Raw genomic sequence first — 13,661 nt, 5'->3', positions numbered from 1 at the left:
GGTGAGCGGGAGTGAGCCCGCGCACTGGCACGCCCCGAACGGTCTTGGGCGTACTGGTCGTCCGCTTTCGCAACCGGGCGGCGACACGGATCGTGTCCGTGGTCCGGTCCTGGAAGGGCGGAGTCCCTCACGATCTGGCCATGTGGATGCGGCCAAAGGCGACGGGGAGGCCCTGAACCATCTCTCTGGTGGAGCAGGGGCCCCGACTGCTGGCGCCGTACCCGGCGTCCCAGATCGCACAGCAACGCTATCTCGGCCTGCCCAGGACACCGCAAGCCTGAAAGCAGGACATCACACGATCGGGCTAAACCCCGTCCTCGGCGCGGACACTTACGAGGGCCTGCTCGCCCTGCTCACCGAGGTGACCCCTGTCGTCGAGGCGGTGCCGCCCGATGCCGCGCTCGCCGATGTCGCCGGCGCGCTGCGCTACTTCGACCGGGACGCGGCCGGACTGGCGGAGATCGTACGGGTCCGGGCGCTGGCCCGGTACGGCGTCGACTGCACGGTCGGCGTCGCCACCAACCCGCTGCTCGCCCGCATGGCCGCACAGGACGCCGGCGCGGTCCATACCGTCCCCGACGACCCGGACGCGGTCGCCGCCTTCCTCGCCGACAAGCCCCCCACCGCCCTGCCCGGCGTCGGCCAGGCGACCGCCCGTACCCTGTGCTCGTACGGCCTCGACAGCGCCGGCCGGATCGCCGCCGTGCCACTGCCCACCCTGCGCCGGATCCTCGGCCCGGCCACCGCGCGCCGGGTGCACGACTGGGCGCGCGGGATCGACCCGGTCCCCGTCACCCCGAACGCCCCGGCCCGCTCCATGGCCGCCGAACACCGCTTCGGCCACGACGAGCTGGACCCGGAGCGCCGGTGCCGCGCGCTGCTCACCCTCGCGGACCGGCTCGGCTCCCGGCTGCGCACCAGCGGGCAGGTCGCCCGCGTCCTCACCCTCACCGTCCGCTACGCCGACCGCTCCACGACCACCCGCAGCCGGACCCTGGCCGAGCCGACCGCCCACACCCCGGCGCTGACCGCCACCGCGTACGCCCTGCACGCCGCGCTCGGCCTGCAGCGGGCCCGGGTGCGGTCCATCGCGCTGCGCGCCGAGGGGCTGACCGCCGCCGAACTCGCCTCCCACCAGCTGACGTTCGACCCCGTGGACGACAAGGCCCGCCGTATCGAGGCCGCCGTCGACCGGGCGCGGGCCCGCTTCGGCGAGCGGGCGGTACGCCCGGCCGGGGGGTTCGACACCTGTTGAAAACCAGGGCGGGACGCTCACCACGGCGATGCCCGGGCGGCCGGTGGCGCGGTGCCCCACGGCCCGGCCCGCGGCGGTGGATCCGTTCAGCCCGCGGCGGGTGTCCGGGCGGAGAGCCGCAGGGCCCAGGCCATGCAGGCGAAGGCGGCGGTGGAGGTCAGGGCGCGGACCAGGTTCCACCGGACCCAGGTGGTCTCGAAGGCGGCCCGGACGGCGGCGAGGTCGGCGATGCCGTCCGGCGAACCGGCCGCTGCCAGACGGTTGTTGAGCGGGACGTTGACCACACCGGTGATCACCAGCACGGCCAGCTGGAACACGGCCGCCGCGCCGATCCACAGCAGCGCGGTGCGGTTGCCGCCCTTCAGCTCCAGCACCCCGGCGATCCCGATCAACATCAGGGCGCCCAGGAAGGAGAGCATGAACCACCCGTTGAGAATGGCCACGTTGATCCGCTGCATCACCTCGATGAAACTCCGGTCGTCGGCTTGGGCCAGACCCGGCATCACCGAGCAGGCATAGGAGTAGAAGAGCCCGGCGCCGAGTCCGGTGGTCAGCGTCGCTCCGAACAGAACAACAATGCGAATAACCGACATGCCGACAATCCCCGTTCGTTGTGCCACACCGTCAGTCAACCGGCCGACCGGACCCCGAGCCATGGCCGAGACGCTCGACCGCATACGCGAGCCTCCAGCAGGCCCTACGCTGACCGGTGTGGACGCACTCGGCGCACTCCTCACCGGCCCCCGCGCCCGCAACGCGTTTCTCCTTCGCTCGGTGTTCGACCCGCCCTGGGCGATCCGGATCCAGGACGAGGCGCCGCTGACCGTTCTGACCATGCTCCGCGGCGAGTGCTGGATCGTTCCCGACCGCCAACCTGCCGTGCGGCTGCGCCCCGGTGACCTGGCGATCGTGCGCGGGCCCGAGCCGTACCTGGTGGCGGACCACCCCTCGACCGAGCCGCAGGTGGTGATCCACCCCGGGCAGGTGTCGACCGACCCCGCCGGGGGCGAACTGTGCGAGGAACTCGACCAGGGCGTCCGGATGTGGGGCGACCGCCCAGACGCGGCGCACGTGCTGATCAGCGGCACGTACCAGCTGCCCGGCGAGGTCAGCCGACGGCTCCTGCGCAGCCTGCCGACCGTCCTCCTGCTGACCGCCGAGGAATGGCACTCCCCCCTGCTGCCGCTGCTGGAGGAGGAGATGGGCCGCGATCAACCGGGGCAGGAGGTGGTCCTTGACCGGCTGCTCGACCTCGTGCTGATCAGCTCGCTGCGCACATGGTTCTCCCGGTCAGCCGACGCGGCGCCGGCCTGGTACCGGGCCCACGGCGACCCGGTGGTGGGCCCCGCGCTTCAGCTGCTGCACTCCGATCCCGCCCGGCCCTGGACGGTTGTCGATCTCGCCGCCGAGGTCGGTGCTTCCCGAGCCGCCCTCGCCCGTCGCTTCACCGAGCTGGTGGGCGAGCCGCCGATGACCTACCTCACCGGCTGGCGACTCTCCCTCGCCGCCGACCTGCTGGCCGAACCCGGCGCCACCCTCGCCTCGGTCGCCCGGCAGGTCGGCTACAGCAGCGCCTTCGCGCTCAGCGCGGCGTTCAAACGGGTCCGCGGCCTCAGTCCCGCCCAGCACCGCGACACGGTCCGGTATTCCGGCCCCGCCCGGCGGGAGCCCGATCCGAGTGACCCCGCCGACGTCATCACGTCCGTCACATCACCTCAGTTGTAGAGCCGCTCCGCGTACCGCGGGCCGTAGTGCTCCTCCAGCGCTTCCAGGGGGACGTCCGGGGCTTCGAGCGCCTTGCATATCAGGGGCCTTGACGGCAGCTCGTCCGGGCGCCACGTCTCCGGCTTCCAGAGCTCCGAGCGCAGAAACGCCTTGGAGCAGTGGTGGAAGACCTCCTCGATCTCGAGGAGGAGGGCGAGCCGCGGGCGGTTGCCCTTGACCACCATGTCGTCGAAGAACGGGGCGTCACGCAGCAGCCGCGCCCGGCCGTTGATCCGGAGCGTGTCACCGCGCCCGGGCAGCAGGTAGATCAGCCCGACGTGGGGATTGGCGAGCACATTACGAAAGCCGTCCATCCGCTTGTTGCCGGGGCGGTCCGGGATCGCGATGGTGGTGTCGTCGAGCACGAGCGTGAAGCCCGCGGGGTCGCCCTTGGGGGAGACGTCGCACCGTCCCTCGGCGTCCGAGGTGGCGATCAGGCAGAACGGCGACCGGGCCAGCCACTGCCGGTCCAGCTCGTGCAGGGAGGGGCGGGACTTGTTGGCCGCCTGCTGATTGGGCTCGCCGACCAGCTCCCGCAGCTCGGCCTCGGATGAGACCTCCACCAGGTCCGTCATCTCCATCACCGTCTCCCCCCGGTCGCGACCCGCCCGACTGCCTGATCGTACGTTCGAGACTTTACGTCATCCCACTGACAGAGTCGTGTTGTCACCGAGGCGCCCGGCCCCCCATCCTGCCGAGCGAGCCGACGAAGTCCGTGAGCAGCCGGGCGAACTCGGCGCGGTCCGGCTCCGGCCACTCGGCCATCGCCTCCGCGAACACGGACCGCCGGAACCGCCGGACCTCGTCCGTCAGGGCGCGCCCCGCCTCGGTCATGACCAGCAGGGCGCGCCGCCCGTCCGCCTGGTCCGCCTCCCGCCGCACCAGCCCGGCCTCGACCGCCCCCGCGACCAGCTTGCTGGCGCGGGGCTGGTCGACGGCCAGGGCGGCTGCGACTTTGGAGACGGTGGCCGGCTCGCCGCTCTGCTCCGCCGCCTCGATCGCGTCCAGGACGTCGAAGGCGGCGCCCCTCGCCGCCGTGCCCCGGCTCGCCGGCGCGCCGTCGTCGGAGTCCCGCCCCGCGAGCCGCGCCAGTGAACGCCTGCTCTGGCTGCGCCGGATGGCGACCATGGCCCGCTCGATGTCGTCGACGGGTTCCCGGTTGTCGGCCATCATGCCTCCATGCATAATCAAGAACATCTAGTTGCTATTTTACATGCACCTGTGGAGGAGAAGCCATGGAGGAGCAAGGCGTGAAGCCGATCGGATACTGGCTCAAGTATCTGGACGGCCTGCTCGAGGTCGAGTTCGAACGCGTCCTGAGTGACAGTGGCCTCGTCCGGCGCCACTGGCAGGCCCTGAACTCCCTGTCGACGGGGCCGAAGGCCCTGGATGAACTCACCGCGGCGCTGCGCCCCTTCTGGGGCGCGGCTGCGATCACGCTCGACGAGGTCCTGGACGGGCTGGAGCGCCGGGGCTGGCTCGCCCGGGAGGGCGCCGACGGGCCGTACGCGCTCACTCCGCTCGGCACCGAAGGGCACGCCGCGGTGGCCGAGCGGGTCGGGGCCACCCGGCGGCGGGTGACCGGCGGGGTGACGGACGAGGAGTACCTCGCCACCGTCGATGTACTCCGCCGCATGGCGGAGAACCTGGGAGGGGTCGCAGGCGCGGCGCCGGCCGCGTGATCGCTGCGGCGGCCGGCGGGTCCGTCATCTCTCGTAAGGGGTGACGGACCCCGGACCCGTCTGGCCGCTCTCCGGACGACCCGTCTCTGGATTGCCCGTCTCTGAATTGCCCGGCTCTGAAATTACTCGGCGATCAGCTCGACGGCGATGTTGCCCCGGGTCGCCTTCGAGTACGGGCACACCTGGTGTGCCTGCTCGACCAGGCTGCGGCCGGTCTCGCCCTCCAGCTCCTCGGGCAGCTCGACGCGCAGGGTGACCTTCAGCCCGAAGCCGCCGTCCGACTCGTCCTTGCCGATGCCGACCTCGGCGGTGACGGAGATGTCCTTGGTGTCGACCTTCGCCTGGCGGCCGACGAGCCCGAGCGCGCTGGCGAAGCAGGCCGCGTAGCCGGCGGCGAACAGCTGCTCGGGGTTGGTGCCCTTGCCGCTGCCGCCCAGCTCCGGGGGCATGGCCAGGGCCAGGTCCAGCTGTCCGTCGGAGCTCACGGCCCGGCCGTCGCGTCCGTTGGCCGTGGCCACCGCGGTGTAGAGCGCGTCCATGAAGATCATCCCTTTCCGGGTCCTGCGGCTCGCCGTCGTGCGCTCCGCCATGCCAGAAGTAGAGCACACAATTAAGTTGTGCACAATTAAGAGGTACCCTAGGTACATGTCACACCAGACCGGCCCGGCCACGGCCCCGACTCCGACAGCGGATGAAGCCGCTGACGACCTGCTCCGCCTCGATCTGCAGGTCTGCTTCGCCCTGCACGCCGCCTCGCGCGCCTTCGGAAGCGTCTACCGGCGGGTCCTGCGCGACATCGAGCTGACCTATCCGCAGTACCTGGTGATGCTGGTGCTGTGGGAACACGGCGAGATGCCGGTCAAGAAGCTCGGGGAGTTCCTGCGCCTGGACTCGGGTACCCTCTCGCCGCTCCTCAAGCGCCTGCAATCGACGGGCCTCGTGCAGCGCGAGCGCAGCCTCCACGACGAGCGCTCGGTCACGGTCCGGCTGACGGCCGAGGGCGAGGCGCTGCGGGAGGCCGCCCGGGCCGTGCCTCTCCAGATCATCCAGGCCAGCGGCCTGGACCCGGAGGAAGTGGTCGATCTGCGCGCCCGACTGCAGCGGCTGACGGCGGCGCTCGACGCCGCGCAGGCGGACGCGGAGAGCTGAGCCGCTGTCAGCGGGGCCGCACCGCCACCAGGACGCGCATGCCGCGCGGCCCCACCTCGTCATGGGCCACCTCCAGGCCCGCGTCCCGGCACCGGCCCGCGAGCCAGTCCGCCGCGATGCGCAGCTTCGGGTACGACGAGGTCCGCAGCGTCCAGCCCTCGGCCGTCCGCAGGTGCAGCAGGTCGTGGACCCGCACGGTGTCGGCGTCGATGTATTCGAGGAAGCAGGTGAGGATGCGATCCGCGTCGCTCCGCACCGGCAGGAAGCGGTCCGTGCCCTCCAGCGGTCGGGTCAGGTCGCGGTAGGTGATGACCAGGCGGCCGCCCGGGGCCAGCGCGCGGGCGGCGTCGGCGAGCAGGGCGGGCACGTCGTCCTTGGCGGGCAGATGGGTCAGTGTGTCGCCCATGCACACGATCACGTCCGTCTCGCCCGGCGCGGTGAGTTCGGGCAGGGCGGTGCGGAGGTCGGCTCGTACGGGCCGAATCGCGGCATCCGGGAACCGCTTCGCGGCCGCGGTGAGTTCGTCCAGCAGGGCCTGGCTGGTGTCCACCGCGATCACCGGCGAGAAGCCGAGCGCCGCGAGGGCGAGCGCCTGGGCGCCGGGCCCGCAGCCCAGGTCGACAGCCGGGGAGGGGCCGGGGGAGGCCGGGGCCACGCCGAGTCCGCGCAACAGCTTGGCCTCGTCCTCGGCGGACGCGGCCACATCGCCTCCGGTCATCCAGGTGTAGTGGGCGGCCAGCAGCTGCTCGTAGTGTCGTTCGGCGGACGTGGTCATACGTGGTCCTCGTGGTCGCGGCCCCGGGCGGGGCGTCGGCGGGCGAAGGCCTGGAAGCAGAGCGCGGCGACGGCCAGCCCGAGCGGGATCAGCAACAGCGGCCCGGAGAGGGCGAGAACGGTGGAGACGACGGCCGCGCTGCCAACCGCCGACCACCATAGGGGAGTTCGGCGCGGAAGCAGCTTGAGAGCCGCCAGCAGCCCCGCCAGGGTGACCGCGGCGAGACAGGTGGAGGTGGCGCGCATCAGCCGGTCGAGGTCGGCCGCGCCCGTCGCGGCCACCACCCCGCCCGGGGCGCACGCCCCGGCCAGCACGGCCAGGCTGCGGCGCGGCACCTCGCCGGGCCTGCCGCCCCGGGCCAGCCACCGGGGCGCCGCGCCGTCGCGGGCGAGGGCGGCGCCGAGCCGGGCCGCGCCCGCCAGGTAGGCGTTGACGGCGCCGAACGTGAGGAACAGAGCCGCGACCGCGGCCACCGGCCGGGCCGCGCCGCCCACGCTCCGCGCCAGCAGTTCGGTCAGCGGGGTGTCCGTGGTCGCGGCGGCGGGGCCGAGCGCGCCGACCGTCGCCAGCGAGAGCCCCAGGTACAGCACGGTGACCACGGCGAGGGTGAGCGCGGTGACCCGTGGCAGGTCCCGGCGCGGATCGGCGAACTCGGCGGACAGATGGCTGGCCGCCTCCCAGCCCACGAAGGCGAAGAAGAGCACCCCGGCCGCCGAGCCGACCGAGCTCCAGCCGCCCGGCATGAAGGGCGTGAAGTGCGCGGCGCGCAGATGCGGCACCGCCGCCAGGACCGCGGCCAGCAGCAGCGCCGCCAGCAGGCCCACGAGCAGCAGCTGTACCCGGCTGGACAGGTGCAGTCCGCCAAGGTTCGCGGCGAAGGCGGCCGTCAGCACCAGCCCGGCCACGGCCGCCGTGCCCGCCTCGCCGAGGCCCGCCGCGGCGGCGGTGTACTGGCCGCCGATCCAGGCGCCCGCGACCACCCCGACCGGCACCACCCCGAAGAACCACCACCCGACGGTCGCCGCCGCCCGTGGCCCGAAGGCCCGGTGGACGTACGTCGCCACCCCGCCCCCGTCGGGAAACCGCGCGCCGAGCGCGGCGAAGCAGGCGGCGACCGGGATGCTGGTCGCCAGCAGCGCGGCCCAGGCGAGGACCGAGGCCGGGCCGGCGGCAGCGGCGGCGAGCGCGGGCAGCGCGAGCACGCCGGGGCCGAGGACGGCGCCCGCGTACAGGGCGGTGCCGCCGCCGATCCCGAGGCGGCGAACGCCCGAGCGGGCTGCCGGCGGACGTGGGGAAACAGGAGTTGGAGTACGTTGTACGGTCACAGCTCGAGAAGCTAGCTGAAACACCGATGAGCTGACCGGCTCACCGAACGAAATTCGGTGAGCCGGGCTGGGGAGGCGCCATGGACGAACTTGATACGGCGATCGTCCGCGAACTGCAGCGCGACGCACGGCAGACGAACCGCGACCTCGCGCGCACCCTCGGCATCGCCCCCTCCACCTGCCTGGAGCGGGTGCGCGGCCTGCGGGAGCGCGGGGTGATCACCGGTTATCGCGCGACCGTCGACCTGCGCGCCCTGAACCGCCCGGTGCAGGCGCTGGTCGCGGTCCGCATCCGGCCGCTGAGCCGGGAGGTCATCGAGGGCTTCAAGGCGTACCTGGTGCCCCTCCCCGAGGTGCTGTCCGTGTACGTCGTCGCGGGCGGCGACGACTTCCTCGTCCATGTCGCGGTGCCGGACGTGGACCGGCTGCACGCCTTCCTGATGGACCGCCTCTCAGGGCGCCGGGAGGTGGTCGACTTCCGCAGCTCGATCATCTACCAGCATGTGGCGGGCGATGCGATCGCGCCCCTGGAGTGACGCCTGCGGGAAGGACCTCCGCCCGAGCAGCGTGATCGCGGCGGGCAGCAGCACCCCGCGCACCAGCGTCGCGTCGATGAGGACGGCCACCGCCAGCCCGACGCCCATCATCTTGTACTCGATCGCGGACAGCACGACGAAGACGCTGAAGGCCGCGGTCATGATGACGGCCGCGCTGGTCACCACGCCCGCGCCGGACGCGATGCCCCCCACCACCGCCTCGCGCGCCTCCTCCCCGGCGAGCCGGCGCTCGCGGATCCGGCTGAGCACGAAGATGTGGTAGTCCATGCTCAGCCCGAAGAGGATGACGAACATGAACAGCGGCAGCCAGCCGACCACCCCGCCGTACGAGGTGAAGCCGAGCGCCGAACCCAGGTGGCCGTCCTGGAACACCCAGGTCAGCACCCCGTAAGCGGCCCCGATCGACAGCAGGTTCAGCACGATCGACACCAGCGCCATGGCCGGCGAGCGGAACGCGACGACCAGCAGCACGAAGGCCAGCAGCAGCACGAAGGCGAAGACGTACGGCGTGCGGTCGGTCACTTGGCGGGTGAAGTCGTACGCGAAGGCCGTCTTGCCGCCGACCGCGTAGTCGATTCCGCCGTCGCCCCCCGCCACCTCGCCCAGCGCGGCGGGCAGGGTCCGCTCGCGCAGCGTCTCCAGCGCCCGGTTCGCCGCGTCGTCGGTGCCGGAGCTCGCCAGCGGCACCCGCACCACCAGCGCCCGGCCCACCTTGGTGGCCGAGATGGGCTCGTTGAGCGCCCCGCCGCTCGCCGCGGCCCGCCCGTGCAGGCTCTCCACCGCCCTCCGTACCGCCGGGCTGTCCACGGCGTCGGGATCCCGCTTTCCCCAGATCACCACCGACGCCGGGGCCGGGGCTCCCGGGAACGCCTCCTGCATCCGGGCCGCCGCGTCCACCGTCGGCACCTTCCGCGACAGGCTGTCGGTCACCGCCGCGTCCTGCAGCCGCATGTCCAGCGCGGGCAGCGCGAGCACCAGCAGCGCCAGCGCCGCCGAGCCGCCCCACACCAGCGGGCGCCGCACCACCGCGCCGGCCACCGCCGCCCAGGCCCGGGACCGGTCCGCCGCGGTCCGGCGGCGGCCCACCCACGGGATACGGGCCGTGTCCACCCGGTGCCCCAACAGGGCCAGCAGGGCGGGCAGCACGGTCACGGAGCCGACCATCGCCACCCCGACCACCAGCACCGCGCCGGTCGTCAGCCCCTTGAAGTTGTCCAGCCCCGTGAACAGCAGCCCGACCAGGCACAGCATCACCGTCAGACCCGAGACCACCACCACCCGCCCCGAGGTGCGCGCCGTGATCCGCAGCGCCTCCGCGACGCCGTGCCCGGCCGCGCGCTCCTCGCGCGCCCGGCGCAGATAGAACAGCGAGTAGTCGACGCCCACCGCCACGCCGATCAGCAGCACCATGGAGGACGTGGCGCTGTTCACCGGCACCCAGCGGGCGAGCACCTGGAGAAAGCCGAAGGTGGCGACGACCGTGGTGGCCGCCAGCAGCAGCGGGATCGCGGCGGCGATCAGCGAGCCGAACACCACCAGCAGGATCCCCACGGTGAGCGGCAGCGAGAAGAACTCGGCCCGCTTGAAGTCACCCTTGATGCCCTCGTCCACCACGCGCGACAGGCTTCTGTCGCCCGCCTGCGCCAGCCGCACCTGAGGGTGGCGGGCCTGTACGGTCTTCACCGCCTTGGTCGCGGCGTCGTAGTGCTCGGCCCTCCTCTCGACGGTCCCCGCCACGGTGAAGGTGACCAGACCCGAGCGGCCGTCTTTCGACACCAGCCGGCTTCCGTCGCGCTCCAGCGGGGAGCGGACCGCGGTCACCGCGCCCGGGGTGCGGCGCAGCGTCGTGACCAGGTCCTGGGTGGCCCGGCGCAGCTCAGGGCTCTCGGTGAAGCGCCTGGGTGTGCGGTCGGGTGTCCGGGCTTGGACCAGGACGTTCTCCTGGGGCGGCGCATACTCCCGCTGCGCGTCCAGCACCTGGCCCGCGCGGCCCGACTCGCCGGGGTCGGTGCTGTTCGCCGTCTCGCCCGGCATGATCGCGCTCGCCAGGACCGCCACGACCACCAGTGCGAACCAGCCCGCGATCGCGAGGGCGCGATGGCGGACGGACCACCCCGCGACCCGCTCCACCAGGGTCTGTCGCGACTTGCTTTTGCGCAGCATGAGCTGCTGTCCTTTCCACGAAGGGACGTATCCGTGAGAACTCGCCCATGGGCGAGGTGATGCTTCTTCCTTCACCTGGGCCGTCGAGTTGCCGCTCGACGGCCCAGGGCCTGTGTGTTGTTGCCCGACCGCCTGTTCGACGGTCTACTCGACGGTCTGGAGGATGCGCTCCAGCGAATCCATCCGGCCCTGCATCTGCGCCAGGCGCTCGCCGATCTCCTTCAGCCGCTCCTCCGTACCCTGCTGCGCGGCGGCGGCGCTCTCGGCGAGCTTGCGGTACTCCAACTCCCGCACCACCTGGACCTTCGCGCGCCGGGTCGCCGCGAACTGCCAGATGATCGTCGTGAGCACCGTGGTCACCAGGGCGAAGAGGCCGAAGGCCCCCACGACCTCGGTCCACTCCCGTATGTCCATCACTTCGATCCTTTCGTCTCCTCGCGCGGGCCGTCGCCCGGCGGGGTCAGCGTCCGCTCCGCGGCCTCGACGGCCTCCGGTGTCAGCTGGATCGCGAACCGCTCGACCTCGTAGAACTTCATGGCCTTGCCGTCCTCCGACACCTCGACCCGGGCCGTCACCAGCCCGGCCGCCTCCAACTTGCGCAGATGGACCTGGAGCAGCGCCCGGCTGATGCCCAGCGCGCGGGCCAGCTCGCTCACATACATGCGCTCCCGCGCGAGCGCCGCGACGACCCGCAGGCGGTGCGGATTGGCCAGTGTCGCCAGTACGCGCACCAGCTCGTCGCCGCTGAGGTCGCGGGGCCCGCCGCCCGGCACCGAGGTAGTCATAGCGAAACCCTGCACATGCCAAGAAAAGTTAGCACATGCCTAGGATGGTTGAGACAGCCCTTGTCGGTGGCACTGTTGCCCGTGGCAGGGTGTGACCATGGCCGGAACACACCCCCGCACATCAGCCCTCCAGCTGATCGAGACCGTCGTCGACCCGGGCAGCTGGCGCCGCTGGGACGAGCCGGTCGACATCACGACGGACGACCCCGCCTACCGGGCCGACCTGGAGCGGGCGCGCGAGCGCACCGGCCTCGACGAGTCCGTCATCACCGGCGAGGGCCGCATCGAGGGGCGGCGGGTGGCCATCGTGGCCTGTGAGTTCCGCTTCCTCGCCGGGTCGATCGGCGTCGCGTCGGGGGAGCGGCTGGTGCGCGCCGTGGAGCGGGCGACGGCGGAGCGGCTGCCGCTCCTCGCGGCGCCCGCGTCCGGCGGCACGCGGATGCAGGAGGGCACGGTCGCGTTTCTGCAGATGGTGAAGGTCGCCGCGGCGATCACCGACCACAAGGCGGCCGGCCTGCCCTACCTCGTCCACCTGCGCCACCCGACGACGGGCGGAGTGCTCGCCTCCTGGGGCTCGCTCGGACACGTCACCGCCGCCGAGCCGGGCGCGCTGATCGGCTTCCTGGGGCCGCGGGTGCACGAGGCGCTGTACGGGGAGGAATTCCCGGCGGGCGTCCAGGTCGCGGAGAACCTGATGGCCCACGGCCTGGTGGACGCGGTCCTGCCGCCCGAGCGGCTGTCGGAGGTGGCGGCGCGCGTGCTGAGGGTCCTGTGCGGGGACGCGGCCGCTGTGGCGAACGGGAACGGGGCCGTCCCGGCGGCAGGGCCGTCCGGCCCCGCCGCCGGGACGCCCCCGGAGCCGGGCGCGGTCTCCGGCGGAGGCCGGGCGGCTGTGGGCGCCCCCGAGGAGTCGCCCACGGAGCCCGCCGTCGGCCGCGAGCTGGGGGCCGAGGCGGGCCGCCCCACAGAGGTGGGTGACCAGGCGGACCGCGCGCTGGAACCTGAGGCCAGACCGGATACTTCGCCCGGTGCCGCGGACGGTTATGGCCCGGACGCGGCTGTTGTGGTGAGCGGCGAGGGGCCGCGTACGGGGGTTGGGCCCGCGGCTGATGGTCCGGCCGCTGCTGGGGGCGGTGGTCCGTCCGCCTCGTCTCCGGGCGCGGGTGCGGGCGGGCGCGCCGGGGGCGGGGGGCCTGGCCTGGACGCGGCCCCCGCGTCAACGGGCCGCGGCGAATCGCCGACGGGCCCTGGGCACAACGCGGCGGCGCCCTCCGCGGCGGCGGACGGCGGCGCGGCGACGCCTGCTGGCGCGGCGGCGGACGGTGGCGCGGGGGCGGACGGCGCGGCGGTCGACCTGGGTGGCGCCGGAGCGGTTCCCGGGCGTGGGGGGCCCAGCGCTGAGGAGTCGATTCGGCGGTCGCGGCGGGCCGAGCGGCCCGGGGTGCGGGATTTGTTGCGCGCCGCCGCCGAGGACGTGAGCCCCCTCAGCGGTACGGGCGCGGGCGAGCACGACCCCGGGCTGCTGCTCGCGCTCGCGCGCGTCGGTGGGACGCCGTGCGTCGTCCTCGGGCACGACCGGGCCGCGCGCCACGGGGACGCGGCGGCCGATGGACCCGGCGGGGGACAGCCGCTCGGCCCCGCCGGGCTGCGCACCGCCCGGCGCGGTATGCGCATCGCCGCCGAGCTCGGGCTTCCGCTGCTCACGGTCGTCGACACCGCGGGCGCGGCCCTGAACCGGGAGGCCGAGGAGGGCGGTCTCGCCGGGGAGATCGCCCGCTGCCTGGCCGACATGGCGACCCTCCCCGCCCCCACCCTCTGCCTGCTGCTCGGCCAGGGCGCGGGCGGCGCCGCGCTCGCGCTGCTCCCCGCCGACCGGGTCCTCGCGGCGCGCCACGCCTGGCTGTCCCCGCTGCCGCCCGAGGGTGCCTCCGCGATCCTCTACCGGACCACCGAGCGGGCGTACGAGATAGCCGACCGGCAGGGCGTACGCTCCGCCGACCTGCTCGCTCACGGCATCGTCGACCGAATCGTGGAGGAGGGGGCCGGGGACGCGTACGACTCCTTCCTCGCCCGTCTCGGCGACACCCTCGGCGTCGAACTCGCCGCGCTGCGCGCCCAGGACCAGGACGAGCGGCTGGCCGCCCGCCGGGCCCGGCACCGGCGCATCGGGCTGCCGGGCTGAGCAGGGCCGACCAGGGGCATCTCG

15 protein-coding genes are annotated in these 13,661 nt (G+C 73.4%); 6 read left to right on the top strand and 9 right to left on the bottom strand.

Annotation, left to right across the window (positions count from 1 at the left end):
- Window positions 1-277 precede the first annotated feature (277 nt).
- Window positions 278-1,255 carry a DNA polymerase Y family protein gene (locus PV419_RS39410; RefSeq protein WP_415925480.1) on the top strand — a complete coding sequence of 326 codons (978 nt, stop codon included), beginning with the start codon at window positions 278-280 and terminating at the stop codon, window positions 1,253-1,255.
- Window positions 1,256-1,341: 86 nt separating this feature from the next.
- On the opposite strand, the gene PV419_RS39405 is transcribed toward PV419_RS39410, so the two are convergent.
- The gene (locus PV419_RS39405) at window positions 1,342-1,848 is read right to left on the bottom strand and encodes a DUF1772 domain-containing protein (protein ID WP_319697275.1); all 507 of its coding nucleotides are present in this window, start codon (window positions 1,846-1,848) and stop codon (window positions 1,342-1,344) included.
- Window positions 1,849-1,966: 118 nt separating this feature from the next.
- Here PV419_RS39405 and PV419_RS39400 point away from each other — a divergent pair, with 118 nt between their 5' ends.
- Window positions 1,967-2,980 (top strand): AraC family transcriptional regulator, encoded by a 1,014-nt coding sequence (locus PV419_RS39400; RefSeq protein WP_319697274.1) that lies wholly within the window; start codon window positions 1,967-1,969, stop codon window positions 2,978-2,980.
- Here the strand turns inward: PV419_RS39400 and PV419_RS39395 are convergent.
- Together PV419_RS39395 and PV419_RS39390 are read right to left on the bottom strand one after the other, a co-directional pair.
- Window positions 2,971-3,600: a pyridoxamine 5'-phosphate oxidase family protein gene (locus tag PV419_RS39395; RefSeq protein ID WP_319697272.1), complete on the bottom strand. Its 630-nt coding sequence runs from the start codon at window positions 3,598-3,600 to the stop codon at window positions 2,971-2,973. The two genes, PV419_RS39400 and PV419_RS39395, sit on opposite strands and share 10 nt — an antisense overlap.
- Before the next feature lie 85 nt (window positions 3,601-3,685).
- On the bottom strand, window positions 3,686-4,189 hold the full coding sequence (locus PV419_RS39390) for a MarR family winged helix-turn-helix transcriptional regulator (protein ID WP_319697271.1): 504 nt from the start codon (window positions 4,187-4,189) through the stop codon (window positions 3,686-3,688).
- A 65-nt stretch (window positions 4,190-4,254) separates the two neighbouring features.
- On the opposite strand from PV419_RS39390, the gene PV419_RS39385 reads away from it, so the two are divergent.
- Window positions 4,255-4,701 (top strand): MarR family transcriptional regulator, encoded by a 447-nt coding sequence (locus PV419_RS39385; protein ID WP_319697269.1) that lies wholly within the window; start codon window positions 4,255-4,257, stop codon window positions 4,699-4,701.
- A 122-nt stretch (window positions 4,702-4,823) separates the two neighbouring features.
- Here the strand turns inward: PV419_RS39385 and PV419_RS39380 are convergent, their stop codons facing one another.
- On the bottom strand, window positions 4,824-5,240 hold the full coding sequence (locus tag PV419_RS39380; protein ID WP_078610984.1) for an organic hydroperoxide resistance protein: 417 nt from the start codon (window positions 5,238-5,240) through the stop codon (window positions 4,824-4,826).
- A gap of 106 nt (window positions 5,241-5,346) precedes the next feature.
- Here PV419_RS39380 and PV419_RS39375 point away from each other — a divergent pair, with 106 nt between their 5' ends.
- Window positions 5,347-5,850 (top strand): MarR family transcriptional regulator, encoded by a 504-nt coding sequence (locus tag PV419_RS39375; RefSeq protein WP_319697268.1) that lies wholly within the window; start codon window positions 5,347-5,349, stop codon window positions 5,848-5,850.
- Between the two features lie 7 nt (window positions 5,851-5,857).
- Here the strand turns inward: PV419_RS39375 and PV419_RS39370 are convergent, their stop codons facing one another.
- A complete protein-coding gene (locus tag PV419_RS39370) occupies window positions 5,858-6,625 on the bottom strand; it encodes a class I SAM-dependent methyltransferase (protein WP_319697266.1) in 768 nt (255 codons plus the stop codon).
- On the bottom strand, window positions 6,622-7,950 hold the full coding sequence (locus tag PV419_RS39365; protein WP_319697264.1) for an APC family permease: 1,329 nt from the start codon (window positions 7,948-7,950) through the stop codon (window positions 6,622-6,624). Before PV419_RS39365 ends, PV419_RS39370 begins: the two co-directional genes overlap by 4 nt.
- An 80-nt stretch (window positions 7,951-8,030) precedes the next feature.
- Between PV419_RS39365 and PV419_RS39360 the strand changes: the two genes are divergently transcribed.
- Window positions 8,031-8,486: an Lrp/AsnC family transcriptional regulator gene (locus PV419_RS39360; protein WP_319697262.1), complete on the top strand. Its 456-nt coding sequence runs from the start codon at window positions 8,031-8,033 to the stop codon at window positions 8,484-8,486.
- Here the strand turns inward: PV419_RS39360 and PV419_RS39355 are convergent.
- From PV419_RS39355 to PV419_RS39345, 3 genes are all read right to left on the bottom strand, one after another.
- Entirely contained in the window at window positions 8,403-10,670 is a 2,268-nt protein-coding gene (locus PV419_RS39355; protein WP_319697260.1) for an MMPL family transporter, read from the bottom strand. The two genes, PV419_RS39360 and PV419_RS39355, sit on opposite strands and share 84 nt — an antisense overlap.
- A gap of 144 nt (window positions 10,671-10,814) precedes the next feature.
- Window positions 10,815-11,084, bottom strand: a complete 270-nt coding sequence (locus PV419_RS39350; protein ID WP_319697258.1) for a hypothetical protein — start codon at window positions 11,082-11,084, stop codon at window positions 10,815-10,817.
- Complete coding sequence (locus PV419_RS39345) at window positions 11,084-11,455, bottom strand: metalloregulator ArsR/SmtB family transcription factor (protein WP_319697256.1); 372 nt, start codon at window positions 11,453-11,455, stop codon at window positions 11,084-11,086. Before PV419_RS39345 ends, PV419_RS39350 begins: the two co-directional genes overlap by 1 nt.
- Window positions 11,456-11,552: 97 nt before the next feature.
- Between PV419_RS39345 and PV419_RS39340 the strand changes: the two genes are divergently transcribed.
- Window positions 11,553-13,637, top strand: a complete 2,085-nt coding sequence (locus tag PV419_RS39340; RefSeq protein ID WP_319697254.1) for a carboxyl transferase domain-containing protein — start codon at window positions 11,553-11,555, stop codon at window positions 13,635-13,637.
- Window positions 13,638-13,661: the final 24 nt, after the last annotated feature.

The sequence above is a fragment of the Streptomyces sp. ME19-01-6 genome, assembly GCF_033793745.1.
In the GTDB taxonomy this organism is placed as follows: Bacteria; Actinomycetota; Actinomycetes; order Streptomycetales; family Streptomycetaceae; genus Streptomyces.
The sequence above is the reverse complement of the archived record's forward strand: the minus strand, read 5'-3'. Positions and strand labels throughout refer to the sequence as shown.